Annotated in this window: 25 protein-coding genes; 12 read left to right on the top strand and 13 right to left on the bottom strand. The window is 51.9% G+C overall.

The genetic code is table 11. The features are described 5' to 3' along the window. The first annotated feature begins 707 nt into the window (after positions 1 to 707). Genes AC07OI_RS11730 through AC07OI_RS11715 form a run of 4 tightly spaced genes read left to right on the top strand, consistent with a single transcriptional unit; the run spans position 708 to position 5,314 of the window. Positions 708 to 1,457, top strand: a complete 750-nt coding sequence (locus AC07OI_RS11730) for a response regulator (protein WP_495257344.1) — start codon at positions 708 to 710, stop codon at positions 1,455 to 1,457. After that, positions 1,454 to 3,010, top strand: coding sequence for a sensor histidine kinase (locus AC07OI_RS11725; RefSeq protein WP_495257343.1), 1,557 nt, complete (start codon positions 1,454 to 1,456; stop codon positions 3,008 to 3,010). The genes AC07OI_RS11730 and AC07OI_RS11725 overlap by 4 nt, the downstream gene beginning before the upstream one ends. Continuing rightward, entirely contained in the window at positions 3,007 to 3,273 is a 267-nt protein-coding gene (locus tag AC07OI_RS11720; RefSeq protein WP_495257342.1) for a DUF4212 domain-containing protein, read from the top strand. Before AC07OI_RS11725 ends, AC07OI_RS11720 begins: the two co-directional genes overlap by 4 nt. A gap of 4 nt (positions 3,274 to 3,277) precedes the next feature. After that, complete coding sequence (locus tag AC07OI_RS11715) at positions 3,278 to 5,314, top strand: sodium:solute symporter family protein (protein ID WP_495257341.1); 2,037 nt, start codon at positions 3,278 to 3,280, stop codon at positions 5,312 to 5,314. A gap of 122 nt (positions 5,315 to 5,436) precedes the next feature. On the opposite strand, the gene AC07OI_RS11710 is transcribed toward AC07OI_RS11715, so the two are convergent. Next, on the bottom strand, positions 5,437 to 6,438 hold the full coding sequence (locus AC07OI_RS11710) for a GlxA family transcriptional regulator (protein WP_495257340.1): 1,002 nt from the start codon (positions 6,436 to 6,438) through the stop codon (positions 5,437 to 5,439). A 97-nt stretch (positions 6,439 to 6,535) separates the two neighbouring features. Between AC07OI_RS11710 and AC07OI_RS11705 the strand changes: the two genes are divergently transcribed. Continuing rightward, positions 6,536 to 7,147, top strand: a complete 612-nt coding sequence (locus AC07OI_RS11705) for a LysE family translocator (protein WP_495257339.1) — start codon at positions 6,536 to 6,538, stop codon at positions 7,145 to 7,147. A gap of 76 nt (positions 7,148 to 7,223) precedes the next feature. On the opposite strand, the gene AC07OI_RS11700 is transcribed toward AC07OI_RS11705, so the two are convergent. Next, positions 7,224 to 8,285, bottom strand: coding sequence for an MBL fold metallo-hydrolase (locus AC07OI_RS11700; RefSeq protein ID WP_495257581.1), 1,062 nt, complete (start codon positions 8,283 to 8,285; stop codon positions 7,224 to 7,226). A 258-nt stretch (positions 8,286 to 8,543) separates the two neighbouring features. On the opposite strand from AC07OI_RS11700, the gene AC07OI_RS11695 reads away from it, so the two are divergent. Beyond that, positions 8,544 to 9,155, top strand: a complete 612-nt coding sequence (locus AC07OI_RS11695) for a TetR/AcrR family transcriptional regulator (protein WP_422972275.1) — start codon at positions 8,544 to 8,546, stop codon at positions 9,153 to 9,155. A 157-nt stretch (positions 9,156 to 9,312) separates the two neighbouring features. Here AC07OI_RS11695 and AC07OI_RS11690 read toward each other — a convergent pair whose 3' ends face one another. Continuing rightward, the gene (locus tag AC07OI_RS11690; RefSeq protein WP_495257338.1) at positions 9,313 to 9,942 is read right to left on the bottom strand and encodes a GntR family transcriptional regulator; all 630 of its coding nucleotides are present in this window, start codon (positions 9,940 to 9,942) and stop codon (positions 9,313 to 9,315) included. 129 nt (positions 9,943 to 10,071) lie between these two features. On the opposite strand from AC07OI_RS11690, the gene AC07OI_RS11685 reads away from it, so the two are divergent. Then, positions 10,072 to 11,256: an NAD(P)/FAD-dependent oxidoreductase gene (locus AC07OI_RS11685; protein WP_495257337.1), complete on the top strand. Its 1,185-nt coding sequence runs from the start codon at positions 10,072 to 10,074 to the stop codon at positions 11,254 to 11,256. A 241-nt stretch (positions 11,257 to 11,497) separates the two neighbouring features. Here the strand turns inward: AC07OI_RS11685 and AC07OI_RS11680 are convergent, their stop codons facing one another. Continuing rightward, complete coding sequence (locus AC07OI_RS11680) at positions 11,498 to 11,992, bottom strand: MarR family winged helix-turn-helix transcriptional regulator (RefSeq protein ID WP_495257336.1); 495 nt, start codon at positions 11,990 to 11,992, stop codon at positions 11,498 to 11,500. A gap of 200 nt (positions 11,993 to 12,192) precedes the next feature. On the opposite strand from AC07OI_RS11680, the gene AC07OI_RS11675 reads away from it, so the two are divergent. Both AC07OI_RS11675 and AC07OI_RS11670 read left to right on the top strand, forming a co-directional pair. Then, positions 12,193 to 13,083 carry an EamA family transporter gene (locus AC07OI_RS11675; protein ID WP_495257335.1) on the top strand — a complete coding sequence of 297 codons (891 nt, stop codon included), beginning with the start codon at positions 12,193 to 12,195 and terminating at the stop codon, positions 13,081 to 13,083. A 36-nt stretch (positions 13,084 to 13,119) separates the two neighbouring features. After that, entirely contained in the window at positions 13,120 to 13,737 is a 618-nt protein-coding gene (locus AC07OI_RS11670; RefSeq protein WP_495257334.1) for a nitroreductase family protein, read from the top strand. 25 nt (positions 13,738 to 13,762) lie between these two features. Here AC07OI_RS11670 and can read toward each other — a convergent pair whose 3' ends face one another. Next, positions 13,763 to 14,428: a carbonate dehydratase gene (gene can / locus AC07OI_RS11665; RefSeq protein WP_492702069.1), complete on the bottom strand. Its 666-nt coding sequence runs from the start codon at positions 14,426 to 14,428 to the stop codon at positions 13,763 to 13,765. Positions 14,429 to 14,563: 135 nt separating this feature from the next. Here can and AC07OI_RS11660 point away from each other — a divergent pair, with 135 nt between their 5' ends. Further along, entirely contained in the window at positions 14,564 to 15,298 is a 735-nt protein-coding gene (locus AC07OI_RS11660; protein WP_495257333.1) for a substrate-binding periplasmic protein, read from the top strand. Here AC07OI_RS11660 and AC07OI_RS11655 read toward each other — a convergent pair. The 3 genes from AC07OI_RS11655 to AC07OI_RS11645 all read right to left on the bottom strand — a co-directional run bounded on the left by AC07OI_RS11655 (position 15,295) and on the right by AC07OI_RS11645 (position 17,774). After that, complete coding sequence (locus AC07OI_RS11655; RefSeq protein ID WP_495257332.1) at positions 15,295 to 16,557, bottom strand: RNA polymerase sigma factor; 1,263 nt, start codon at positions 16,555 to 16,557, stop codon at positions 15,295 to 15,297. The two genes, AC07OI_RS11660 and AC07OI_RS11655, sit on opposite strands and share 4 nt — an antisense overlap. Then, positions 16,539 to 16,922 carry a YciI family protein gene (locus AC07OI_RS11650; protein WP_492702075.1) on the bottom strand — a complete coding sequence of 128 codons (384 nt, stop codon included), beginning with the start codon at positions 16,920 to 16,922 and terminating at the stop codon, positions 16,539 to 16,541. Before AC07OI_RS11650 ends, AC07OI_RS11655 begins: the two co-directional genes overlap by 19 nt. 144 nt (positions 16,923 to 17,066) lie before the next feature. Next, entirely contained in the window at positions 17,067 to 17,774 is a 708-nt protein-coding gene (locus AC07OI_RS11645) for a glutathione S-transferase N-terminal domain-containing protein (RefSeq protein WP_495257331.1), read from the bottom strand. A gap of 163 nt (positions 17,775 to 17,937) precedes the next feature. Between AC07OI_RS11645 and AC07OI_RS11640 the strand changes: the two genes are divergently transcribed. After that, entirely contained in the window at positions 17,938 to 20,100 is a 2,163-nt protein-coding gene (locus AC07OI_RS11640; protein ID WP_495257330.1) for a gluconolaconase, read from the top strand. Positions 20,101 to 20,214: 114 nt separating this feature from the next. Continuing rightward, on the top strand, positions 20,215 to 20,889 hold the full coding sequence (locus AC07OI_RS11635; protein WP_495257329.1) for a hypothetical protein: 675 nt from the start codon (positions 20,215 to 20,217) through the stop codon (positions 20,887 to 20,889). A 22-nt stretch (positions 20,890 to 20,911) separates the two neighbouring features. Here the strand turns inward: AC07OI_RS11635 and AC07OI_RS11630 are convergent, their stop codons facing one another. From AC07OI_RS11630 to AC07OI_RS11610, 5 genes are all read right to left on the bottom strand, one after another. Continuing rightward, on the bottom strand, positions 20,912 to 21,724 hold the full coding sequence (locus AC07OI_RS11630; protein ID WP_495257328.1) for a TOBE domain-containing protein: 813 nt from the start codon (positions 21,722 to 21,724) through the stop codon (positions 20,912 to 20,914). A gap of 28 nt (positions 21,725 to 21,752) precedes the next feature. Further along, positions 21,753 to 22,430 (bottom strand): ABC transporter ATP-binding protein, encoded by a 678-nt coding sequence (locus AC07OI_RS11625; RefSeq protein WP_495257327.1) that lies wholly within the window; start codon positions 22,428 to 22,430, stop codon positions 21,753 to 21,755. Between the two features lie 24 nt (positions 22,431 to 22,454). Next, positions 22,455 to 23,129, bottom strand: coding sequence for a molybdate ABC transporter permease subunit (gene modB / locus AC07OI_RS11620; RefSeq protein WP_495257326.1), 675 nt, complete (start codon positions 23,127 to 23,129; stop codon positions 22,455 to 22,457). Positions 23,130 to 23,146: 17 nt separating this feature from the next. Then, positions 23,147 to 23,905, bottom strand: a complete 759-nt coding sequence (gene modA, locus AC07OI_RS11615; RefSeq protein ID WP_495257325.1) for a molybdate ABC transporter substrate-binding protein — start codon at positions 23,903 to 23,905, stop codon at positions 23,147 to 23,149. 229 nt (positions 23,906 to 24,134) lie between these two features. Further along, the gene (locus AC07OI_RS11610) at positions 24,135 to 24,737 is read right to left on the bottom strand and encodes a chalcone isomerase family protein (RefSeq protein ID WP_492702093.1); all 603 of its coding nucleotides are present in this window, start codon (positions 24,735 to 24,737) and stop codon (positions 24,135 to 24,137) included. Between the last annotated feature and the right edge of the window lie 16 nt (positions 24,738 to 24,753).

Here is a 24,753-nt window from a genome sequence, read left to right as displayed (position 1 = left end):
TTTGGGTTTGGGTTTGGGTTTGGGTTTGGGTTTGGGTTTGGGTTTGGGTTTGGGTTTGGGTTTGGGTTTGGGTTTGGATTTTGCAGTTGCTTTTGACTTTCGCAGTTCCCATGTGTAGCCGCCGTTTGTGCGGTACAGAAAATGGAAAGAGAAAGGCCGATGTTTGAGCCGCAGGCGAGTTTTCGGACTTTCCCATTTTTTGTACTGCACAAACGGGAACCCCGCAGGGGCGGCGACGCCTGGGTCGCCTTTCTTTGAATACGTTCTTTGGCGACACAAAGAAAGTATTTCGGCTGCCGGGCCGAGACCCGGCTTGGTTCGACGAAGCGCAATCGTTTTAATCAAAGTACGGCAAGATAACCAGCGCCACTGGAGCGCCAACCCGGTAACCTCCAGCCAAAAACACACTGGAGCGACGCCATTAAAGTCACGAATCAATTTGCAAGCTTGGCTCGGATAACAGCCAGCCAACAAAAACCCGTATCAAATTCTCCCGCTTGATGCCCCTCAACGACAATTCCTTGCCCTGGCACAAATATATCCCCACCCAATCCCAGAAAATCCTTCATATTGGGTTAAAGTTGACCCTGCATGCAGCGCAAATCTCAGCAGCGTGCCAAAATAGAAAGAGATGCAGCCGGGCAAAGTCAATTCCCTGTATGCTGGCATCCGATAACAGAGACAAACTACCGTAAAACGAATTCATCATGCGTATTTTGCTAGCAGAAGACGACAGTGTCCTGGCCGACGGGCTCACCCGTTCGCTCAGGCAATCTGGCTATGCCACTGACTGTGTTAATGACGGGGAGGCAGCGGATACCGCGCTGACCACCCAGGATTTTGATTTGCTGATTCTCGACCTGGGCCTGCCCAAATTAAGCGGGCCAGAAGTCCTGCGCCGTCTACGGGCGCGTAATTCGCGTTTGCCGGTGTTGATTTTGACAGCGGCAGATTCTGTAGAGCAAAGGGTCAAGGGCCTGGATCTGGGTGCTGATGACTACATGGCCAAGCCCTTTGCCCTGTCTGAACTGGAAGCACGTGTGCGGGCGCTGACACGGCGTGGTGCGGGCGGCGGGCCAACTGTGATCAAGCATGGGCCACTGACCTATGACCAGGTCGGGCGTATCGCCTATATCCATGAACAGATGCTGGATTTATCGGCACGTGAACTGGGTTTGCTGGAAGTACTGCTGCAGCGTACCGGGCGGCTGGTCTCGAAAGAACAGTTGGTCGATCACCTGTGCGAATGGGGTGAAGAGGTCAGCAATAATGCCATTGAAGTGTATGTACACCGCTTGCGCAAGAAAATAGAAATTGACGGCGTGCGCATCGCCACGGTGCGCGGACTTGGTTATTGCCTGGAAAAATTCTTTGTTCCTGCCACGCCTGCAACATCAGCGGCAACAGTCGCAACAGCGACGACAACCGCAGCCCCTGCAAATCCTGAACAAAAATGAGTCAACAGCCAGGCAGTGCCGACAGCGACGCAACAGCGCCTGACAGCACGGCGGGCAAGCAGCCTGAAGAAAAAATTCAGCGCTCGTTGTTTGGTGAAATCCTTGACTGGATGCTGGCCCCGCTCTTGCTCTTGTGGCCCATGAGCATTGCCATCACTTATCTGGTGGCAAAGTCCATTGCCAACCAGCCCTTCGACCGCGCGCTGGAAGACAATGTGCTGGTGCTGTCGCAGCAAGTCAAAGAAATAGATGGCCAGATCATCACCCAGCTCAGCAATCCGGCACGTGACATTTTGCGGGCCGATGACCTCGACAATATTTATTTCCAGATCAAGAATGCCAAAGGCGAAGTCATTGATGGGGACCGTGACTTGCCCATGCCGACAGAAGAAGAAAAACCACTGACCGGCACAGTGCAATTAAGAAATGCCGTTTTGCGCGGCATCGATATCCGCATTGCGTATAGCTATATTGACCTCAACAAGACTGGCAAGCGCGGTCCTAATAAAGATTCGCACAAAGATTCACTCAAAGACCCGCATCTGGCGTTGGTGCAGGTAGCCGAGACGCTGGAAAAACGTGCACTGCTGGCGAATGAAATCATCAAGGGTGTGATCCTGCCGCAATTCATCATCCTGCCTATTGCTCTGGCACTGGTCTGGTTTGCGCTGACCCGTGGCCTCTCTCCACTTGTGGAACTGCAGCAGAGAATACGCGCACGCAGGCCAGATGATCTAAGCCCCATTGATTCACGCCATGTGCCGGAAGAAATCACGCCCCTCGTTAAATCACTCAATGAAATGCTGGAGCGACTGGCGCAAACCATCGCCATCCAGAAGCGCTTTATTGCCGATGCTGCGCACCAAATGAAGACACCGCTGGCCGGTATGCGCATGCAGTCAGAACTGGCTTTGCGGCAAACTGACCAGAAAGAAATACATCAGTCACTGACACAACTGGCCACCAGTTCAGAAGCCGCCACACGCCTGGTCAACCAGCTGCTGACACTGGCCCGCGCAGAAAACCTGGCACCGACCAATCAACCACGCGAACAGATAGACTTGAACATATTGGCACGCAATGTGGTACAAGACTGGATACAGGCTTCTTTCAGTAAAAAGATAGACCTGGGATTTGAGCAGGATAAAAATGCCGTGCTGATTTTTGGCAGCCCGCTGATGCTGCGCGAAATGCTCAGCAACCTGATCGACAATGCCTTGCGTTACACCCCACAAGACCATAGTGTGACAGTGCGGGTGCGTATAGATCATGACCAGGCACTGGCGATACTGGAGGTGGAAGACAATGGCCCAGGCATACCAAAGGCAGAAAGAGAACGTGTGTTTGAACGCTTTTACCGCATCCTGGGTACTAATGTGCAGGGCAGTGGCCTGGGCCTGGCCATCGTGCGCGAAATCGCCAGCCAGCACGATGCCAGGATAGACATACTCGACAATCCCCAGCCACAAGACCCGGCTTATCCCGGTTGCGTATTCCGCATTTCTTTCCAGCTAAATCCTTTTGATGAACTTGCCATGGAGGGCCTGTCATGAACGATGCACCTGAGTTGGCTGGCAGTGTCAGCAAACAATACTGGCGTCATACCAAAAGACTGACGGTAAGCCTGCTGTGCTGCTGGGGTGCACTGTGTTTCAGCATGCTGTTCTTTGCACGTGAATTGTCAACCCTGGTTTTCTTTGGCTGGCCGTTTTCTTTCTACATGGCAGCACAGGGATTGACGCTGAGCTTTGTCTTGATACTGGTCATCTATTCTCTAGGCATGGGCTGGATAGGCCGCCGGCACACGGGGGGCTGATCACATGCCACAAAAACGCTTTACCCAAAGATTGACGCTGTACTACCTGTGGTACACCCTGCTGTTTTTCATCTTCCTGATCAGCCTGGCGATACTGGAAAAAGAAGGCGTGCCGCGTGCATGGATAGGTTATCTGTTCATGTTCGCCACCATCGTGCTGTACGCAGGCATAGGTGTGGTCAGCCGCACATCCGACATCAGTGAGTATTATGTCGCAGGGCGGCGTGTGCCTGCCGTCTTCAATGGCATGGCAACGGCGGCCGACTGGATGTCTGCCGCCAGTTTTTTAAGTCTGGCTGGTGGCTTGTATTTACAGGGGTTTGATGGCCTTGCCTACATCATAGGCTGGACTGGTGGTTTTTGCCTGGTGGCGATGCTGATCGCACCCTATCTGCGCAAGTTTGGTCAATACACGATTCCTGACTTTTTGGGTGCACGCTTTGCTGGTACGCCTGAGAATAATATGGTCAGGATCATCGCCGTGTTTGCCACCGTCTTTATCTCTTTCATTTATGTGGTGGCGCAAATTTATGGTGTGGGCCTGATCACTTCGCGCTTTACCGGTGTAGATTTTTCTGTTGGTATCTTCCTGGGTCTGGCCAGCATCCTGGTGTGTTCTTTCCTTGGTGGCATGCGGGCAGTGACCTGGACCCAGGTGGCGCAATACATCATCATCATCATCGCGTTTTTGATCCCGGTGGCGTGGTTGTCGGTCAAACACACCAACAACCCGGTTGCCCCACTATCGTATGGCTCAGTGTTGCCTGAGTTGGTCAACAAGGAAAAAAGCTTTGAGTCAGATGCAAGAGAAAAAGAAGTCAGGGCCATCTACCGTCAGCGCGCCGACGAATTACAAAAGAAAATACAACAACTGCCACAATCCTGGGAGGAAGGCCGCTTCGAATTGCAGCATAAGCTGGAAGAATTAAAGTCAGGTAATGCCTCGCTGCTGGATATCAAGGCAGCCAGCCGGGTGCTGGCGAATTATCCCAAGACACCGCAAGAAGCACAAAACCGCTGGAGCGAGATACGTAATAATTACCTGGGCAAGTCGCAACCCAGTTTTTCCAAGTACACGCCGTATGCCGCAAAAGACAAGAATGAGTCGGACAACAAACGCAATAATTTCATGGCACTGGTGCTTTGCCTGATGATGGGCACAGCCGCCCTGCCCCATGTGCTGGTGCGTTATTACACAACACCCACGGTCAAGGAAAGCCGAGACTCGGTATTCTGGTCGCTGTTCTTTATCATGCTGCTCTACATCACCATCCCGGCGCTGGCGATACTGGTCAAGTACGATATCTATAATTCCCTGGTCGGCAGTGAATTCTCCAAACTGCCCGCCTGGGTCACTTATTGGGCGAATATAGACCGCATCAATCCACTGGTGAATATCACCGACATCAACCATGATGGCATAGTCCAGCTGGCCGAGATCGTGCTGGATGGTGACATCGTCGTACTGGCCACGCCCGAGATTGCCGGGCTACCCTATGTGGTGTCTGCGCTGGTGGCGGCCGGTGGACTGGCGGCTGCGCTGTCTACCGCCGACGGCTTGCTGTTGACGATATCGAATTCACTGTCGCACGACATTTATTACAAAATCATAGATCCGCAAGCCTCCACGCAAAAGAGGGTGACGATATCCAAACTGCTGTTACTGGTAGTGGCACTGGTGGCGGCCTATGTGGCCTCACTCAAGCCTGCCGATATTTTGTCGCTGGTCGGCGCTGCGTTCTCTGTGGCTGCATCGGCCTTATTCCCTTGCCTGGTACTGGGCATATTCTGGAAGCGCGCCAACCGCCAGGGGGCCATCTGCGGCATGGTTACCGGCTTTGTGGTTTGCGTGTTTTACATGCTGTCCACTCACCCCTTATTCGGCGGCAACCCTGCTAACCAGTGGTTCAGCATCGCCCCGATATCGGCAGGTGTATTCGGCGTACCGGCAGGTTTTATTACCATGCTGGTGGTCAGCTTTTTTACACCTAAGCCGGATCAGAAGACACTGGAGTTGGTGGACTTTATCCGGCAGCCCTGAAGCAGGAAAAACAGGAAATGCCTGGCGATGGTAAAAAATAGATACTGTAGGGCACATTGTAATGCGCTCTACGTCACGGCTTACCTGGACATGTATCTGTTAATTAAAATCCACCCGCATGCTTAGAGTATTGTAAGAGCACCTGGTGATGTTTTTCGGAATTGAGCCGGTGTTTCCCCAAACCGCTTACGGAATATCTTCCCAAGATAACTGACATCAGAAATACCTGCTTCATCTGCAATTGTCGCAAGGCTATGGCTGGAATTAAGCAAGCGCCATTTCACATGTTGCAAGCGTACTTCGTTCCAGTAATTTTTCGCTGTCATACCATGGCTGACCAGGAACAGGCGATCCAGTTGTCGCCTGCTGATGCCGACCATGCTGGCAAGTTCATCTGTCGTCTTACTTGAGCTGAGCAAGCTGCGCATCAGGGCGATGGCGCGGCCTGTGTGACGACCTGTTGTAGCCTCGATATCCAATGAACGCAGTTGATGACCGCTGCTGCGGGCCTCATCAACCAGCATGTCAGCCAGTCCTTTCAAGGCACGGTTGCGGCCACAGGCACGCGCCAGTATTTCTACTGCAAGGTCTATTGCCGCCGTGCCACCGGCACATGAAATGCGGTCTCCATCAAAGCAATACATCTGCTCGCTCACAACTTCTATGCGTGGGAATGAAGCGCGAAATTCTGCTTCATGCCGCCAGTGCAGTGCGACCTTATGACCAGACAACAAACCACAGGCAGCAAGCAGAAAACATGCGTTATCAATGCAGACCAGTTTGACACCGTGTCCTGCCGCCTTGCGCAGGATATCTTTATAGCGTGGTGCCAGTGCCTGTGTCGCCTTGGCATTTCTTCCACCAAATACCACCAGATAATCAAAGTCCGCATAATTAATTTCTGCAGGCGTGATCTGTACCTGTATGTCAATCCCGCTGCTTGATTTGACACTGCCAGCATTAAGACCCAGGACATGCCATGTGCAATACCGCTGGCGACTGTAGTCTGCCTCGTCTGCGGTAAAGCGCAGCTTGTCCAGAAACCCTCCAAACGGCAGTAGCGCAAATTCGGGCAAAGGCATAATCAGTATGCGTATGTCTGCCACAGTAGTTTCAGTATGCATATGCTATATGTCCATAATTTACCTTATTAAGTCCATATAATACCATTCACAAGACATCGTATTGTCTACACTGATCGCATAGAAAACGGGAGAACACATGGCTTTGCATACCTGGATTATTTACGCGATTGCAGTATTGGGCTTATCGATTACACCGGGGCCGAATGGCTTGCTCGCGATGACACATGGCGCGATGTATGGCGCAAGAAAAGCGGTGTGGACCATCACAGGCGGCGTGGTGGGTTTTACCTGTTTGATTGCCTTGTCCATGTTTGGCCTGGGTGCCTTGCTGCAGGCTTCTTCACATGCCTTGCTTGTATTGAAGATAGGCGGCGGGCTTTACCTGGTCTGGCTTGGTATACAGTTATGGCGCGCCCCTGCGCTGCGCCTGGCACTCACGGGAAGCGCCGGTGCAGCATCCGGGCTCAGCCTGTTCCGCACTGGCTTGCTGACTGCCATTGCGAACCCAAAAGTACTCTTGTTTTATGGCGCTTTCCTGCCCCAGTTTATTGACATGCAACAGCCGCTGTTACCGCAATTTCTGATCATGACGGCGACATTTGCAGGCATGGAATTTGTAGTCGAATGCCTGCTGGCCAGGCTGGCCCACCAGATACGCCCCTGGCTGGAACGTGGCGAGAAACGCTTTAACCGCGCTTGCGGAACGCTGTTTGTATTGGTAGGTGCGGCTTTACCGATAGTAAAGTAAGGCCAGGTTCTCAACTACAGAAACGCTAGTCAACAACCTGGCCATGCCGCATTCAAGCCACATTCATGCAACCAGCTCAGTCTGCAAGCACAGACTGTAAAGACACAGGTTTGCTGGCCTGCGCCATGGGGAACAGCCACCAGCGCTTGCCGGTTTGCGGTTCGGCGATGTCAACCTCTTCACCCATCTGCGGCGTACTGATCCTGACATCATGCTGTTTGGCCAGTGCAACGATGCGTTCAAACGGCTCGAACCAGCTATGCAAAGATAAATCAAAGGTGCCGTTATGGATAGGCAGCATGGTTTTGCCACGCAAATCGATATGGGCCTGCAGCGATTGCTCTGGCTGCATATGCACATCAGGCCACATCTTGTTATAGGCACCGGTTTCTATCATCGTCAGGTCAAAAGGACCGTATTTGTCACCTATCTCTTTAAAGCCTTTGAAGTAGCCGGTATCGCCGCTGAAAAATATTTTCAGCTCAGGTGTCAGTATGCTCCAGGATGTCCACAGGGTCTGGTCACGGTCATGCAAGCCACGGCCAGAAAAATGCTGGGCAGGTGTGGCGACAAACTGCGTGCCATTGATCCAGGTGCTTTGCCACCAACCCAATTGCTGGATTTTGTTTGCATCTATACCCCATTTGATGAGGCGATCACCCACACCTGTCGGTGTCAGGATATGCTCAGTTTTTTTCGCCAGTTGCAGGATAGCGGCGTAATCAAGGTGATCATAATGATCATGCGACAGGATGATGCCCTTGATAGGTGGCAGGTCAGCAATGCTGATCGGTGGCTGGTGAAAACGTTTTGGTCCCATCCATTGGAATGGTGAGGCACGCTCAGAAAACACCGGGTCAGTCAGCCAGAATTCACCCTGCAATTTCATCAGCATGGTTGAATGACCAAGACGATAGAGTGTGTTATCCGGTGCGGCCAGCAACTGCTCTTGAGTCAGGTCAAACACGGGGATGCTGCCGCCAGGCACCGTGTCTTTTGGTTTATCGAAGAAAAACTTCCACATGATTTTCAGGTTTCCCCAAAGACCAGGCTCGCGCATTTCTTTGTCATTGACAAAACCACCCGCTGAAGCAGGCGCTTGCGTGTCAGCCTGGGCTGCCGGTGCCACTGCAGACATAACTACAGGCAAATTCTGGGCATTGCTGGGGTAAGAAACATAGGCCATGGTGATCAACACTCCTGTCATGAAGAGACTGAATACAAACCGCGAAAGTCGGGGCATAATTAATAAAATGCTTACGAAGCTGATTACTGCACTGAAATATTACACTACACAGTGTAGTTTCTAAATCTGAAAAAGTAAACTACTTAGTGTAAAATTCTTTTATCGCAGCCAGACAGGCTCAACCAGCACATCAGATAATAAAATTACAAAATGTCAGAACCCGTACGCCAGACCGACCGCAAACGCGAAGCCATCTTGCAGGCAGCCATTCATGAATTTCGCCTCAATGGTTTCGATGCAACCAGCATGGACAAGATCGCCGCCACGGCCATCGTCTCCAAACGAACGGTGTACAACCACTTCCCTAGTAAAGACGATTTGTTCGCCGCAATATTGTTAAAATTGTGGCAAAGCGCAGTTTCTCAGGATGATTTTCGCTATCAGGCCGATAAAAACCTGCGCGAACAGCTGGAAACTTTCCTTGGCAACAAGATGCGCCTGATGAGCGACACCAACTTCATCGACCTCGTCCGCGTCGCCGTTGCCGCCACCATACACACCCCGGACCGCGCCCGCGACATGGTCGAACGCATGAGCAAGCGCGAAGAAGGCATCGTCGCCTGGATCAGGGCGGCACAGGCCGACGGCAAGTTAAAAGCTGGCGACCCCTATTTCATGGGCGACATGCTGCAAGGCCAGCTCAAGTCCCTGGCCTTCTGGCCGCAGGTGGCGATGGGGCAGCCGATGCTGGAAGAGCCGCAGCAAAAAGTGTTGATAGAACTGACGGCGGGGATGTTTTTGGGGTATTACGGCGTGGCTTGATGCGAACGCATGCTGAACTTCTGCATTCAAAACAATCTACTTGCGTATGAACATTTTTACGTTGTAAGGCGCATTGCAATGCGCCTTACGTCACGGCAATTGCGAAGGAATGAACTGTGCAAAGTTCATTAGCTTAAAAATCGCAGAAGGATTCAAATCAATCATCCTGAGCAGCCAGAATCGCTTGTTGTGTATGCGCAATGTGCCCTTCCAGTAGTCTGATGGCTTTACCTTCATCACCGGCACGCAATGCATCGAGAAGCGCATAATGCTCGCGTTGCGGCTGTTCTCTTCCCACGACATGGGAGATATAAATTCTGGTGTAGCGCTGCGTCCCCAGTACCAGGTCTTCTATCATCCTGAGCAGGCGCGGTTTGCCAGCGGCGCTATACAGTGTCAGATGAAACTCAAGATTCAGTGCAGACCAGACACTGGGCTTGCTGGCCTGGTCATATCGCTCAAGTATGGCCTGGCAACTGTCGAGATGATCCGACGTCAGCCTGGGCATGGCTAATCTTAATGCCCTGGTCTCCAGGCCTATGCGTATATCCAGCATCTCGATAATCTCTGGTATTGAATGTGTGGTGACCACAGCACCTTTATTGGGCTCATGCTTGACCAACCCTTCTGCCTCCAGCTTCTTGAGTGCTTCACGGATAGGGATGCGGCTGACGCCAAATTGCTCAGCCAGTTCTTCCTGCTTCAAAGGCACGCCTGCTGAGAGCACCCCATCATAAATATTCTTTTTCAGTGAAGAGCTGATCTGGTCTGACGTAGGCTTGTTCATAAGCGCTCAATTTTTGGTATTTTTTATCAACACAAAAATTATACATTATTGGATCCAATTTAAGATACAATTTTTCATCGCCTGGGTTTGGGCTGCAGGCAGGCAAAATTTTCTCCGACAGGGATGGCAATGGACACTACAGAAAAAACTCATTATGACGCCGTGATCATAGGCGGGGCCATCATCGGTTCATGCACGGCTTACTTCCTGAAGAAGACCAGCCCGGACATGAAGATTGCGGTGATAGAACCAGACCCTACCTATGAATTTGCATCGACAGTCCGTGCATCTGGTGGTGCCAGGCGCTTGTTCTCATGCCCGGAAAATATCCAGATGTCGAACTTCAGCATTGATTTCATCAAGGCATTTCCTACAGAGATGGGCATCAATGGCGAGCTTGCGCCTATTGACTGGAAGGAGCAAGGCTATCTGTTCATCGTCCAGGGTGAGCATCTGCGCGTCATTGAAGAAAATGAAAAAATACAAACCGCACTTGGTGCAGAAATTCATCTGCTCGATCGCCAGGGATTACTCAAGCATTTTCCATCAATGAATGTCGATGATCTTGACGGTGGGGCATATTCCCCGCGCGATGGCTGGTGTGACCCGTCCAGCTTCTTGCAAGGTATGCGCAAGAAGGCGCGTTCGCTGGGGGTAGATTACATACAGGACAAAGTCGCAGGACTGAACTCCAGCAAGCATGCTGTGACCAGCGCCGTTTTAGCCAGCAAGCGAGTAGTCAGTGCCGACTACTTTGTCAACGCTGCTGGCCCATGGGCCAGCCAGATCTGCGACATGATAGGCATGCATTTACCTGTCAGCCCGCTACGCCGCTTTGAGCATTACTTCACAGGCCAAAACAAGATAGAAGCACTACCCTACGTCAAAGACAGCAATCGCCTGGCGTTTCGCCCCGAAGGTGTAGGCTATTCAGGCGGCCTGGTCAATTCTGATGAGCCACGCGGTTTCAATTTCGATGTTGATCATGACTATTTTGAGCGCGTGGTCTGGCCAGCACTGGCACACCGCTTCCCTACCGCATTTGAAGGCACAAAATGCCACCGCACATGGTCAGGCCTGTACGAACAATGCGAGCTGGACGGCAATCCCATTATTGGTAACTGGAATGGACACTTTGACAATTTCTACGTCTCCGCCGGATTCTCCGGCCACGGCATGATGCACGCCCCAGCCGCTGGCCGCGCAATTGCCGAGATGATAGTCAAGGGACATCAAGAGACAATAGATTTGTCGCGCTTGTCTTATGACCGCGTTGAAAAGAATGAACCTTATCGGGAGAACGGTATTCTTTGATTGGTAATGGGGCGGGGTGCAATTAACTTTGCGTGTCGCCCGCATAGCTCACTTTCCACCATCGCCGTAACGTAGGGCGCATTGCAATGCACCGCATGGTGCTCAAAGGTTACGCGGTAAATATTTGTGTCGTCTGCGGCGCATACATACGGCGCAATATATTGCGCCCTACGATTATCCCATTGCAATGAGCATCCGTGCGACTAGGTTCTGATAATCACACAAACTAAATTTTTTACCATTACCCTTCAACCTTCTCCAACACCGCCAACATCGCCCTCAACCCCTCATTCAAACGTTTCAACTCCCCCGCTCCCAAGCCAGACATGATGCGCCTTTCATTTTCCACATGAGCGACCAACGCACGATCTACAAGGTCTTTGCCCGTATCTGTCAATTGCACCAGCATGCTGCGGGCGTCGTCGGGGTTTTGCAGGCGTAGTATCCAGCCGCTGGCTTCGAGCTTTTGCAGTCTGTGGGTCATGGTGCCGGAGGTGACCATGAGTTTCGAGAACAGGTCGGTCGGGCTCATGCAAAAAGTGGCGCTGGAGCGTCGCAGTGTTGCCAGCATGTCGAATTCCCAGGCGCTCATGCCGAAGTTGCTGAAGGTGGATTCCAGTTCACGCCCCAACAGGTCACTGCAACGGCGCAGGCGGCCTATGTTTTCCATGGGGCTGCAATCAAGGTCTGGCCTGGCATTGCGCCACTGTTCCAGTATCTTGTCGACTGCATCCATCGTCTTTTCCCCCATCTTGCTTACTCCCTGATTATTTATTCTTTATAAGTTTCCATTATATGCGCTACCCCTGATGCTTCAGGCATTTGGCCGCTACGGCCTCTTGCTTCCTGCTGAAAGACCATACGCTGCATGGGGATTTATCTTGATATCAAGATACTTTGTGCTACCATAATTTATCTTGAACTCAAGACATTATCATGAAAACCGCAACTACCACTCCCAACCTCGCCCGCCTTGGCTTTTGGCTGGATACTTTACTGACTGCCCTGGCACCTGCCATCTGGGGGTCAACTTATATTGTCACTACGCAATTCTTGCCGCCGGACCGTCCGTTCACTGCCGCCCTGCTGCGCTGCCTGCCCAGCGGGATTTTGCTGGTGCTGTTTTGCAAGCGCCTGCCCTTGTCGCGTGAATGGGGGCGCTTGCTGGTACTGGCTGCGCTGAACATAGGTTTCTTCCAGGCCCTGCTGTTCATTGCTGCATACCGTTTGCCTGGTGGCATGGCTGCCGTGATTGGCTCAATACAGCCTTTGCTGATTATGGCAATGGTCTGGTTAATGGACAGGCGCAGGCCAGCGGTAGTGGCAATCACGGCCAGCATCTTTGCGGTGCTGGGCATGGCGGCGCTGCTACTGTCGGCCACTGCGGTGATGGATGCCGTGGGCCTGGCTGCCGCTGCGGCTGGGGCAATTTGTATGGCGGGTGGCACGTATTTGTCGCGACGCTGGCAAAGCAGTTTGCCGGTATTGGCTTTCACCGGCTGGCAGCTCCTGCTGGGTGGTTTGATCTTGCTGCCCTTGAGCCTGCTGGTGGATGCGCCGCTGCCTGCACTGAACCTGACACAGATACTGGGCTATGCCTACCTGTCCATCGTTGGTGCCTTGCTGGCCTATAGCCTGTGGTTCCGCGGCATAGCGCGTTTGTCACCAGTTGCTGTGTCTTCACTGGGTTTATTAAGCCCTATCACTGCCGTCATCCTGGGCTGGGTCGTGCTGGGTCAAAGCATGCGCGGGATGTCACTGGCGGGTTTATTGATCGTTCTGGCCAGCGTCATCGTCGTGCAAAAAAGCATGCGTAGCCAGGCCTGAAATTTTTATCTCTCTCACTTCATCAAGGAAAACAAAATGCACGCATCCATACAAGAAATTATCGAGTCCCGTGTCTCTGCCAATCATTATGAAGCCAGCCTCAAGCTCAGCCATGCCGAGATCAGCGAACTGGTGCGCCTGGCAACGCTGGCACCCTCTGCCTATAACTTCCAGAACTGGAAATTTTTGGCGGTTGTCAGCGATGAAGCCAAACAGCGCTTGCAGGCGGCAGCGTTTAATCAGCAAAAGGTCAGCGATGCTGCGGTGACTTTCATTATCTGCGGCACGCTGAATGCGCACACGCAACTGGAACCGGCCTTGCGCCCGGCTGTTGCTGCCGGGATCATCGACGATACGATGCTCAGCACCTGGGTAGGTATGGCAGAGCAAAGCCATACCAATAATGCGGTGCTGCAAAGGGATGAGGCCTTGCGATCAGCTTCACTGGCAGCGATGACGCTTATGCTGGCTGCACAAGGCATGGGCCTGGCGTCTTGCGCCCTGAGTGGCTTTGATGCGGAGGCAGTGTCACGTGAGTTTGAACTGCATGAGACGGAAATCCCGGTCATGCTGATCACGGTAGGTTATGCTGCACCAGGCAATTGGCCGCAAAAACCACGCAAGCAAGTGCATGAAGTAATGCACTTGCTATAGCACTTGTTATAGCTTCACAGTCACATCAATCGTAACGTGCGAGGCTGGCTTCCAGATGCGGAGCCAGTTCATCGGCAGAGCTGACGGTCATGCCCAATTCACTAAGCAAACCATCGCGCAAGCCATATACCCAACCATGCACGGTTAATTGCTGGCCACGGTCCCAGGCGTCTTGCACGATCGTGGTCTGACAGAGGTTGACGACTTGTTCGATGACATTCAATTCGCACAGGCGTTCGCTTTGTTGTTGCAAAGACAGTGCCTCGCCCAGGTATTTTTCATGCTTTTGATGTACATCCTGCACATGGCGCAGCCAGTTGTCGGCCAGACCAACACGGCGTTTGGTCAATGCGGCATGTACACCCGAGCAACCATAATGGCCACAAATGATGATGTGCTTGACACCCAGTACGTCAATCGCGAATTGCAATACAGACAGGCAATTCAAGTCAGAGTGAACGACGACATTGGCGATATTGCGGTGGACGAATAATTCACCAGGCAAGAGGCCCAGTAATTCATTCGCTGGAACGCGGCTGTCGGAGCAGCCTATCCATAAGTATTCGGGGCTTTGCTGTGCTGCCAGCTTCTTGAAAAAATCAGCATCTTTTGCTGTGATGGCAGCAGCCCAATTGCGGTTGTTTTCAAATAATTGCTGTGGAGTCAATCCAGTGTTGCTTGTTGCGTTCATGCTCTCGCCCATTTATTTTAGACAGGCGAGATTCTAACCGTATTGGCGTTTGGCTGCATAATATATCCTGACATGGCTAATCTGACATGAACAAAATTATCATATTGCGAAGCAAGTCTGTATAAGCAATACTTAATGAAAATAAACATCCAGCTATGGATATGGAGTTCGGGCATGATCTTGGGCAAGTATGGCAAGACAAAGACGATATGGCTTTGCGCATTCAGCATTTTTTACCTGTGCGCATCCGGGCATGCCCTGGCTCAGCAAGAAAGCATACGTATTGCCACTTTTGGCCAGGGTGGCCCTATGGAAAAAGCTGCCGCCACGTATCTGACCGAGAATTATAAAAAACTGGGTGTACAAGTAGAGTTCGTCAACCTGCCCGGCAACCGCGCCTTGCAGGAATCGAATAGCGGTCGCCTGGATGGCGAACTCATGCGCAAGGCGGGCTTGAGTGTGGAATATCCCAACCTCTTGCAAATCATGGTGCCGCTGGCGACTACCAATACTGTGGCATTTGCCCTGGATAAAAATAAATATTTAGACAAAGGCTGGGACAGCCTGCGTGAACACACGTTTTCATATGAAACCGGCACCAAGGTCATAGAACAACATACCCTGGGCTTTACTAGCGGCCATGCCGAACACAATATCAAGGCAGCCTTCCGGCAAATGTTGAACAAGCGGGTAGAACTGATCGTCATTGATGAGCAAACCGGTTTGCAACTGGTCAAGGAAATGGGACTGGAAGGCACAGTGCATATGCTGACGCCACCTATCAGCACCATCCCGCTTTACCATTACCTGCATAAAAAACATACGGACCTGGCGAACAGGCTGGAAGCCTTGTTACGCAAGAATCACTAATCCAGACTGGCACGTTGTTTTTGCAGGAAGCGCCGCACTGCCTCATCCGCTTCCAGCCCTATTGCAACATCATAAGCCTGGCGCGCTTGCGCCCATTCACCTGCACTCTTCAGCAAATACGCACGTGCCGCCCAGTATGCCTGGTAGTTTTGCAAACGAGGTTGAGCCTGCACTGTCGGCAATATCTGCAAAGCAGCTTGTGGACCGGCTGTCTCTGCCAAGGCAATGGCGTGGTTGATGGCGACCACGGGTGAATCTGTGATGCGCATTAACTGCGCATAGAGTTGTACTATCGCCTGCCAGTCAGTCTTGCCGATGGCGCGCCTTGCCGCATGGGCAGATTGTATGGCGGCTTCCAGCTGATAACGTCCGACTTGTTGCAAAGCACTGGCGCGTCTCAGGATTTTTTCAGCGGCATGAATGAGTTTGCCATCCCATAAGCTGGTGTCTTGTTGGGCCAGCGGCACATAATCCCCACCAGCATCACGGCGCGCTGGCCGTCGCGATTCCGTGTACAGCATGAGTGCCAGCAAACCCAGGGACTCGGCCTCGTCAGGTTTCAGGGCTGCCAATAAATCGGCCAGCCATATCGCTTCATCTGCGAGATTTGGCCTTTGCCCTTCTGTGCCTATAGTATCAGCCCAGCCGGCGGTATAAATAGCATAGATGGCATCGGTGATGGCATCCAGTCTTTCGCCGATGACGCTCTGGTCTGGTATCAACAGAGGTATGCCGGAATCACGTATCTTGGCTTTCGCCCTTACCAGTCTTTGTGCCATGGTCGCAGGTGAAACCAGAAAAGCCGAGGCAATTGCCGCCGCATCCAGGCCAAGGATAGTTTGCAAAATCAGCGGCGCACGCATGCTGGCGTCTATGGCCGGATGGGCGCAGGCAAACATCAACGCCAGACGCTGATCAGGGATGGCGGCGCTGTCCACTTCATCCATCAACTCATCGCTAAGCAAGAGCAAATCAGGCAAGGCTGCTGCCTGGGTTTGCCGCTGGCGTACACCATCTATCATGGCGCGTCTGGCCACGGTCAATAACCAGGCTTCGGGTTTTGCCGGTATGCCAGTCTGCGGCCAGTGTTGCAAGGCGCTTTCAAAAGCAATGGACAGAGCATCTTCTGCCCAGGCCACATCATGCGAACGAGCCGACAGGATAGCGACCAGCCGCCCATAGCTGTTACGAGCGGCGGCCTCTGCTGCCTTGATTGCCCCGGCTACAGTAACAATACTCGCTAGCTTGCTGCCGAACATTCGTCGCCAGGCATTTTTTCTGTAGGCCAGATTGGTCTGACTTCAATTGAACCATAGGCGGCACCTGGGCAACGCGCCGCCCAGTGCAAGGCCGCATCCAGGTCTGCCACATCGATGATGTAAAAACCACCCAGTTGCTCTTTGGCCTCGGCATAAGGGCCATCAAGCACCGTGGTCTTGCCTTCACGCACGCGTACCGTGGTTGCCTTGGTCGATTCGCGCAAACGCTCACCGGATACCAGGGCACCCGCCTGTATCAGGGCTTCGGTATAGGCACCATAGGCAGCAATCATCTGCACCATTTCGGCATCCGGGATTTGTTGCTCTTCGGCTTCATTTGCGGCTATCAATAACATGTATTGCATGACTTTCTCCTCTTCAACATATAACGGGCAGGATGCACCGTCATGACAATGACGTTCGGGATACGGGCAAATCGACAAAGCGCTAAAAATATTTTATAGGCCTAATCAAGTAACAAGGCAAGCAACAAATGAAGCTTATAAGTATCAACGCCCTGGTATCAGCAATCCCCTCTGCACTGCCGGGCGTCCGACAAACTCAGCCAGGGCGCGCTGTACATGTGGATAATCATTGATGCCCACCAGATCACCCGCTTCATAAAAACCGATGAGATTGCGTATCCATGGGAAAATGGCGATATCGGCAATGGTATAGGTATCACCCATGATCCATTTGCGGTCAGCCAGACGCTGGTTGACTACAGCCAGCAAGCGTTTGGACTCCGCCACATAACGGTCACGCGGACGTTTGTCTTCATAGGCTTTACCAGCGAACTTATTGAAGAAACCAAGTTGACCAAACATGGGGCCTATGCCTCCCATCTGGAACATCAGCCATTGTATGCATTCATAGCGCTCTACTGCATCCGTGGGGATGCACAGTCCGGTTTTGTCAGCCAGATACAGCAGGATGGCACCGGATTCAAACAGGGCTAGTGGTTTGTCGCCTGGGCCCTGCGGGTCGATGATGGCAGGGATTTTATTATTCGGGTTCAGCGACAAGAATTCTGGCGACATCTGATCATTGGTCTCAAAATTGACCAGATGCGGTTCATATGGCAGGCCGGTTTCTTCCAGCATGATGGAAACCTTTACGCCATTCGGCGTCGGCAATGAATACAATTGCAGGCGTTCAGGATGTTGCGCTGGCCATTTTTTGTTGATGGAAAAATTGCTGATGACAGAGCTGGACATGGTGTTTCCTTCCTGGGTTAATCTGATAGCGGCCTTTCAGCACAGAAACCAGATGCTAATCCATTTATGAATTTTCTGCGCAAGGCCGCAATGTCCATGATGGCAAGCGCGCTGTATTTGGGCTAAGCTGCACGACTTGCACCGCAATCCAATTATTTTTCCCATGCTCAGAACCATCTTCATACGACTGCTGTTTGTTATCGCATTGATTGCCATTGTCCTGGGACTGGCACGTTATCTGGGCAAGGATAATAGCGATATTGCGCCAGAAAATTTGCTGGTTAAAGTAGGTGTCATCAAAAAGCCATTAGCAACCTCATTTGAATGGCAAGCGGAACTGGATGTGTACGCTGGCGTGCCAGATATCGATGCCAGTTATTTTTCAGATCCCTACGCGGTCGCAGCAGACAAGCAAGGCAATATTTTTGTCAGCGATGCCGGTGAACATAACCTGATCATGAAGATCAGCGCTGATGGTGCAGTTGCGCCCTATGCTGGCTCTGTTGAAGGCTTTGCCGACGGCAAGGCTGATCAGGCGGCTTTCAATACACCGTCTGGCATTGCGCTGGATGGCAAGGGTAATTTGCTGGTGGCTGATACAGGCAATCACGCCATACGCAGTATCAGCCCTGAAGGCATGGTGACGACATTAGCAGGCAATGGCAAACCCGGTTTCCACGATGGCCTGGGTGCTGAAGCACAATTCAATGGCCCGGTAGGTATAGCAGTTGATGCGGCTGGGAATATTTATGTAGCAGATACCTACAATGACCGCATACGCAAGATCAGCCCGGATGGCCAGGTCAGCACTCTCGCTGGTGGCAATGGTTCTGGTTATCTGGATGGTCCGGCAGCTGATGCCCTGTTTGATACGCCAACAGGCCTTGCCTTGAATAGCAAGGGTGACATACTGATCGCCGACAGCAAGAACGACGCCATTCGCAGGTTGGGCAAAGATGGGCAGGTAACAACCATAGCGCGCGCCCAGGAGGATGAGGACAAGCCACTGATGCGCCGCCCTTTGAGCATAGTCGCCACCTACGACGATCATTTATACATAGGCGAAGGTGGCAAGGGCCGCATCATACAGATTTCGCCCACAGGTGAAATGCGCGGCGTAACAGGTGTGGGTATCAATTTTGAACCCGGGGATGAAACGACGCCACGCTTTCTCCAACCCACAGGCATAGCCCTGAATGACAAGGGTACCTTGTTCGTCAGCGATTCAGCACGCCTGCAGTTGGTGAGGATACGTGCGCACGGTACAGTTGATGCCGCGACAGAGGAAAAACCTGCGGCACCAGCACCCAAGCAAGAAATCAAGAATACCCGTCTCGACGATGAAATCAAATCCTACCCCTGGCCCATCAAGCCACAAAAATCGCCACATGAAGTGGTAGGTACCATGGGCGAAGTGCGCGGCAATTATGATGGCGAAAGCCGCGACCATTTCCATGGCGGTCTTGATGTACAGGCGAATATGGGTACGACCGTATATGCCATCGCCGATGAGAAAGTGCGAGGCACCAGCAGTAGCTGGGGTTATGCTGGGCTCAGCGAAGGCATCAAGCTCGACAGCATGGCTTATATCCACATGAAAGTGGGGCGCACCGCCAAAGATGCGCTAATTGATGAGGATAAATTCCAGCTACAGACTAACGCAGAAGGCAAACCCTATGCAGTACGTGTCAGACGCGGCACCCGCTTCAAGACTGGCGAGGCACTGGGCAGTATCAACCGCATGTTCCATGTGCATCTGGAACATAATCATGCGGGTCTCAAAATCAACCCACTGCAACTGAACTTCCCCGGCCTGTTCGATACCGTCGCACCACAAATAGAAGAGATCACGATCGTTGACGGCAGTGGTAAGGAAGTCAAAGAAAAGCAAAAAGGCCGCCTGCTCTTGTCCAGCCAGGTCAAAGACTATGGCATCGTCGTTGATGCCTATGACCAGGTAGACGGCAATGCAAAACGTCGCCGTCTGGGTCTGTACCAATTGGGCTATCAACTCCTGTACACCGACGGCAGCCCCGTGCCCGGCTATGAAAACCCGCGCATGACGATGGAATTCAACGCCCTGCCACCCGACCGTGAAATGGTGAAATTATTGTATGCAGAAGAAAGCGGCATCACGGTACACGGCGCGAAGAAAACCCGCTTTTTGTACATGACCAGCAATTCGGTCAAAGACGGGATTGCTAAAAAAGGCAGCTGGGATGTCAGCAAGTTAGCACCTGGCAATTATGTCTTGCGTATCCATGCGGCGGACTTTGCGGGGAATGCGGCGAAGGATAATCGGGACCTGAAATTCACATTGGAATAATATTATTGTAAGTCCACAGCGATTATCAGCTACGCCAACCATCCACCACATTAAAGATGTAAATTCTTAACGATGATAAATACGTATATAAGGTGTTTACTTTTTCTCGCTTTTTTGACTCAACTTTCTCGCACTGTGTTTGCTGAAATTGTTCCAGAGTCGTCTGGTCACGGCCTGGTTGGGTTCGGTGGCTACCAGACGAAGCAGGCAAAATCACTGGCAGATATCCCACAACCCGTCGTAGCGCGACTTACCGAACATCTTAAAAACCGCATGGGTGAAACACAATATGCTCATTTGAAATTTGCTGGTGTTCAGTTGCCAGACGGAAGTTCCAAAAACGAGCAAGGAAAAGTTCCAGCCTATATATTGCAGTTCGATTTTGAATTACCTGGTACACCTAAAACCATTTTTCCCGCTGAAATCTGGCTCAAGTCTGACGCGAGTGTGCTCAAGGAGATTAACCTGCCTGCTTATGCGAATTCAACAAACAAGCAAGTGTTTCATTCTTTCAAAGAGTTAACGAGCGTCATAGCCAGAAAAGGTTTTCTCGAAAAAAACCTGGCTTTCATACACGAACAAGATGAAGACGGTGCCATCATCAAGAAAGGCTTGCTCGAAAAGGACATGACTGCCAGGCTCATGTACTATGAAAAACTTGATACCCTCGCCTGGGAATATACCAAGATATTATCGGACGATGGCTACACCAAAAACATGAAATCTATTTTGGTCAATGCGTATTCAGGGAAAATTATACGGACCATAAAGTCCTATTCTACTCGTTGAAATGAGGCACCAGACCTCCCCCTCAACCCACCACGCCCAGTATCACACTGGATGCCTTGAACAAACCTGTCACCGTACCACCTACAAACAGGCCCATGCTGCTTGCGCTTTCGTTGGTGATGATAGCGGCCAGAGTTGCGCCACCTGGCAATTCGACCACTACTTCGATATTGACTGCACCAGGCAAGATGCGGCTGATATTGCCTGTAAGTTGGTTGCGGGCTGAGAGCCTGGCTTTTGGGTCTTCTTCCATGAGGATGATGGAAGAAGCCTTGATCAATGCAAAGGCTTCAGCACCTATTTGCAAACCTAGCTCCAGCGTGCTTTCATGGGTGATGATGGCGACTATCTTTTGTCCGCCGGCTATTTCGAGTTCTATTTCATCATTGATGGCACCGGGTTTGACCTGACTGACCTTGCCGAGGAACTGGTTGCGTGCGCTGGTTTTCATATTCATTTTCCTGATCAATAAAAAATCGTCGGCAATGCCCACTGCCTGTCTGTCTAACTGGGCGATGAAGTCACGGTGTTCCTGTTCTATGATCTTGAAATTATTGACCAGTTGTTCACCACGCTTCGTCAGACGTGTACCACCACCACCCTTGCCACCTGTGAGACGTTCCACCAGAGGTTCGCCTGCGAGATTGTTCATGGTGTCGATGGCATCCCAGGCGGCTTTATAGCTCATCTTGACAGCCTTGGCGGCCTGGGTGATGGAACCACTTTCGGCCAGTTGGGCCAGCAGGGCAATGCGGCCCTTGCCACCAAAGTTTTCGCCATCGACGGTCATCCATACTGAGCCTTGCAGGGCGATGGATTTATTTTTTACATTCATTGCTTTGTCGTCCTCATGCTCTTTCATGCTATACATGAGCAATATTAATGAGTTTTCCATCCTGCAAGTTCAGCACATGTTCACCAAACAGCTGGGCATCTTCTGCATCATGGGTGATGAGTATCATGGGGATATTCAATTGTCTTTGCAGGCTATCGAGTTCCGTGCGCATGCTGATGCGCAAAGGCTGGTCGAGGGCAGCAAAGGGTTCATCCAGCAAGAGTGCGCGTGGTTCAGCGATCAGGGCGCGGGCCAGAGCAGTTCTCTGTTTTTGCCCGCCGGATAATTCATGCGGCATTTGCCTCGCCAGTGCTTTTATCTGCAAAGCATCCAGCCAGTAATCGACCTTTTCATCCTGCACTCTGGCAGATGGATTGCGCCAGCCATGGGCCAGACCAAAAGCAATATTCTGCGCCACGTTCAGATGCGGGAACAAGGCGTAGTCCTGGAACAGGTAAGCCAGTTGGCGGCGCTGTGGCGGCAGGTTGATGTGGGCTGCATGGTCGAACAGGGTGCTGCCAGCGACATGGATATAACCGGTATCGGGTGTCATCAAACCGGCAATGGCTTTGAGCACCAGGCTCTTGCCTGCACCGGACGGCCCGAGTATGACGAGGCGCTGGCTATCGCTGCGAACCACGACATCAAGTTCAAAACGACGCTGGCCAGATTGCAGGCTCTTGTGTATGTGCAGGTCAAATTGCATGGTATCTACTCATATTCAAAGGCGTCACATGCGGTTGGCGATGCGACCCGGTGCAAGCTTGCCCGCCAGTAGCAGCACCGCTATACAGACCGCCGAAGTCAGCAAGACCAGGGTATTGGCGACATCGTCCTGCCCCGCTTGCACTGCTTCATAAACGGCAATCGACAAGGTCTGGGTCTTGCCGGGTATGCTGCCAGCCACCATCAAAGTGGCACCAAACTCACCTAGGGCGCGCGCAAAGGCAAGCAAAACACCGGCCAGTATGCCGCGCCATGCCAGCGGCAAAGTCACGCGGAAAAAGATCGCCATTTCACTAACACCCAAGACCCTGGCTGCCTGCTCCAGTTGCCCATCTACCGCTTCAAAAGCCGCCCTTGCCGGTTTGAATACCAGCGGGAAGGCGACGATGGCTGCCGCAATGACTGCACCCTGCCAGGTAAAAATAAAACTGAAGCCAAAGTGATCTTGCAGCCAAGCGCCGATTGCGCTACGCCGCCCCAGCAGGACCAGCAGGTAATAACCAAGCACCGTGGGTGGCATGACCATGGGTAGGGTCAACAAGGTATCGAGCAGGTCACGACCAGGAAAACGCTTGCGTGCCAGCAAATAGCCTACCCCTATGCCAAAAATCAGATTCAGCAGCGTGGCCCAGCCCGCGACTTTCAATGACAATAGCAGGGCTGTCCATGCTGGGTTCATCTATAACCTTAAGGTTTTTACGGTTTCTGGAAGCCGTATTTAGTCAGGATAGCCTGGCTTTGCGGCAAGAACAAAAAGGCGATAAAGCGTTTGGCTTCTTCCCCATTGGTACTGGCCTTGATCTTGGCGACAGGATAAGTGACAGGTATATCCAGCGGCACATTCATGACGACTTTGACCTTGTCTTTCATGACGGCCGCATCGGTAGCATACACAAAACCGCTCTCCACTTCGCCACGGGCAACATAGTCCAGCGACTGGCGCACGTTCTGGGTATAGATGGCCTTGGCTTCCAGCGCAGGCCAGAGCTTTGCTGCCGTCAGTGCATGCTGGGTATAACGCCCGACCGGCACGCTGGCAGGGTTACCGATAGCAATACGCTTGACGCCAGCCTGGTTCAAATCTTCCAGGCGTTTGATGGGCAAAGTGCTGTCTATGGGTGCAATCAGCACCAGGGTATTTTTAACGAAATCACGGCGGTCGGCGGCGATGACCAGGCCCTGCTTTTGTGCTTCATCCATGCTTTCCTGATCGGCCGAGGCAAATACATCCACCGGTGCACCTTTGGCAATTTGCTGCAGCAGCGCACCAGACGCACCAAAGTTCAGGGATACCTTGGCCTCAGGATATTGCGTCTGGTAATTTTGCGCAATTTCCTTGAAGGCATTGGTCAGGCTGGCAGCGGCAGAGACTGTCACTTCTGCGGCAAGGCTGCTGACAGAAATTGTGCAGAAAGCAATACTGGCAATTAACTTACCCAGGGTCTTGATTTGCATGAGGTATCCAGAAGAATAAGTGTCGAACAAGAAGCGTAATATACACTTATATATAGCGACTGCGAAATAGCTTCTTTTGAATACTTGATATGCGTCATGGAAATAATCGCCTCCTTGCCAAACTTGCTCCAGCATTCGATGACTAAGGAACGTGTGAGCTGATGCACGTAATAAAAAAGCGCAAGGACTCGCATCCCTGCGCTTTTCACCTGATTTTGAACTTGAAGAATTAACGACCGCGTGTATCTTCTTCAGCCAGCATGGCTTTCTTGAGGCTGCGGTCTACCGGGGATTCTCCCAGCCAGATACGCAGCAAGGCATTGTAGAAACCGAGGTCCGGATAAGGATCGCCCATTTTCTTGCCATTCAGTGCTACCACTGTGCCGACACCGGGTATCCAGTCATTGGTCATGACATCGCCTTTTTTGAGTTCAGGCACGGAGGCAAACAATTCACCGAAACGGATGAATTGTGAAGTCATTTTGGACTTTTCTGCCTTGTCGGTATTTTGTTGAATGCCGGTCATGAAACCACGTCCGAATTCTTCATTGCTGAGGTCGCGCAACATGACGATAGTCACGCGACGTGGACCTTGTGATGCCAGTACTTCTGGTACTGTGGTCTTTTTCTCTTTCAGATACAGTCCCGCTGCATAGACTTTGAAAATGGCCTTATAGCGTATGCCAGCACCGTTCAACTTCAATTCTGTGCCGCCTACCTGTACGCTTTCATCAAATTTAACTCCGGCAACTTCGGTGGCACTGGCCTGCGCACTCATACATACGGCCAGCGCCAGACCTGCCAGGCGCATTACTGTTTTGTTCAATCGCATTTGTCTCCCCTTTTAT

The sequence above is a fragment of the Undibacterium sp. GW821-FHT07F11 genome (genome assembly GCF_059418665.1).
The sequence above is the reverse complement of the archived record's forward strand: the minus strand, read 5'-3'. Positions and strand labels throughout refer to the sequence as shown.

Bases quoted from the DNA above. Each gene is read 5' to 3' on its own strand.
- AC07OI_RS11730 (WP_495257344.1), top strand. From the start codon at position 708: ATGCGTATTTTGCTAGCAGAAGACGACAGTGTCCTGGCCGACGGGCTC.
- AC07OI_RS11725 (WP_495257343.1), top strand. From the start codon at position 1,454: ATGAGTCAACAGCCAGGCAGTGCCGACAGCGACGCAACAGCGCCTGAC.
- AC07OI_RS11720 (WP_495257342.1), top strand. From the start codon at position 3,007: ATGAACGATGCACCTGAGTTGGCTGGCAGTGTCAGCAAACAATACTGG.
- AC07OI_RS11715 (WP_495257341.1), top strand. From the start codon at position 3,278: ATGCCACAAAAACGCTTTACCCAAAGATTGACGCTGTACTACCTGTGG.
- AC07OI_RS11710 (WP_495257340.1), bottom strand. From the start codon at position 6,438: ATGCATACTGAAACTACTGTGGCAGACATACGCATACTGATTATGCCT.
- AC07OI_RS11705 (WP_495257339.1), top strand. From the start codon at position 6,536: ATGGCTTTGCATACCTGGATTATTTACGCGATTGCAGTATTGGGCTTA.
- AC07OI_RS11700 (WP_495257581.1), bottom strand. From the start codon at position 8,285: ATGTCTGCAGTGGCACCGGCAGCCCAGGCTGACACGCAAGCGCCTGCT.
- AC07OI_RS11695 (WP_422972275.1), top strand. From the start codon at position 8,544: ATGTCAGAACCCGTACGCCAGACCGACCGCAAACGCGAAGCCATCTTG.
- AC07OI_RS11690 (WP_495257338.1), bottom strand. From the start codon at position 9,942: ATGAACAAGCCTACGTCAGACCAGATCAGCTCTTCACTGAAAAAGAAT.
- AC07OI_RS11685 (WP_495257337.1), top strand. From the start codon at position 10,072: ATGGACACTACAGAAAAAACTCATTATGACGCCGTGATCATAGGCGGG.
- AC07OI_RS11680 (WP_495257336.1), bottom strand. From the start codon at position 11,992: ATGGATGCAGTCGACAAGATACTGGAACAGTGGCGCAATGCCAGGCCA.
- AC07OI_RS11675 (WP_495257335.1), top strand. From the start codon at position 12,193: ATGAAAACCGCAACTACCACTCCCAACCTCGCCCGCCTTGGCTTTTGG.
- AC07OI_RS11670 (WP_495257334.1), top strand. From the start codon at position 13,120: ATGCACGCATCCATACAAGAAATTATCGAGTCCCGTGTCTCTGCCAAT.
- can (WP_492702069.1), bottom strand. From the start codon at position 14,428: ATGAACGCAACAAGCAACACTGGATTGACTCCACAGCAATTATTTGAA.
- AC07OI_RS11660 (WP_495257333.1), top strand. From the start codon at position 14,564: ATGAAAATAAACATCCAGCTATGGATATGGAGTTCGGGCATGATCTTG.
- AC07OI_RS11655 (WP_495257332.1), bottom strand. From the start codon at position 16,557: ATGTTCGGCAGCAAGCTAGCGAGTATTGTTACTGTAGCCGGGGCAATC.
- AC07OI_RS11650 (WP_492702075.1), bottom strand. From the start codon at position 16,922: ATGCAATACATGTTATTGATAGCCGCAAATGAAGCCGAAGAGCAACAA.
- AC07OI_RS11645 (WP_495257331.1), bottom strand. From the start codon at position 17,774: ATGTCCAGCTCTGTCATCAGCAATTTTTCCATCAACAAAAAATGGCCA.
- AC07OI_RS11640 (WP_495257330.1), top strand. From the start codon at position 17,938: ATGCTCAGAACCATCTTCATACGACTGCTGTTTGTTATCGCATTGATT.
- AC07OI_RS11630 (WP_495257328.1), bottom strand. From the start codon at position 21,724: ATGAATGTAAAAAATAAATCCATCGCCCTGCAAGGCTCAGTATGGATG.
- AC07OI_RS11625 (WP_495257327.1), bottom strand. From the start codon at position 22,430: ATGCAATTTGACCTGCACATACACAAGAGCCTGCAATCTGGCCAGCGT.
- modB (WP_495257326.1), bottom strand. From the start codon at position 23,129: ATGAACCCAGCATGGACAGCCCTGCTATTGTCATTGAAAGTCGCGGGC.
- modA (WP_495257325.1), bottom strand. From the start codon at position 23,905: ATGCAAATCAAGACCCTGGGTAAGTTAATTGCCAGTATTGCTTTCTGC.
- AC07OI_RS11610 (WP_492702093.1), bottom strand. From the start codon at position 24,737: ATGCGATTGAACAAAACAGTAATGCGCCTGGCAGGTCTGGCGCTGGCC.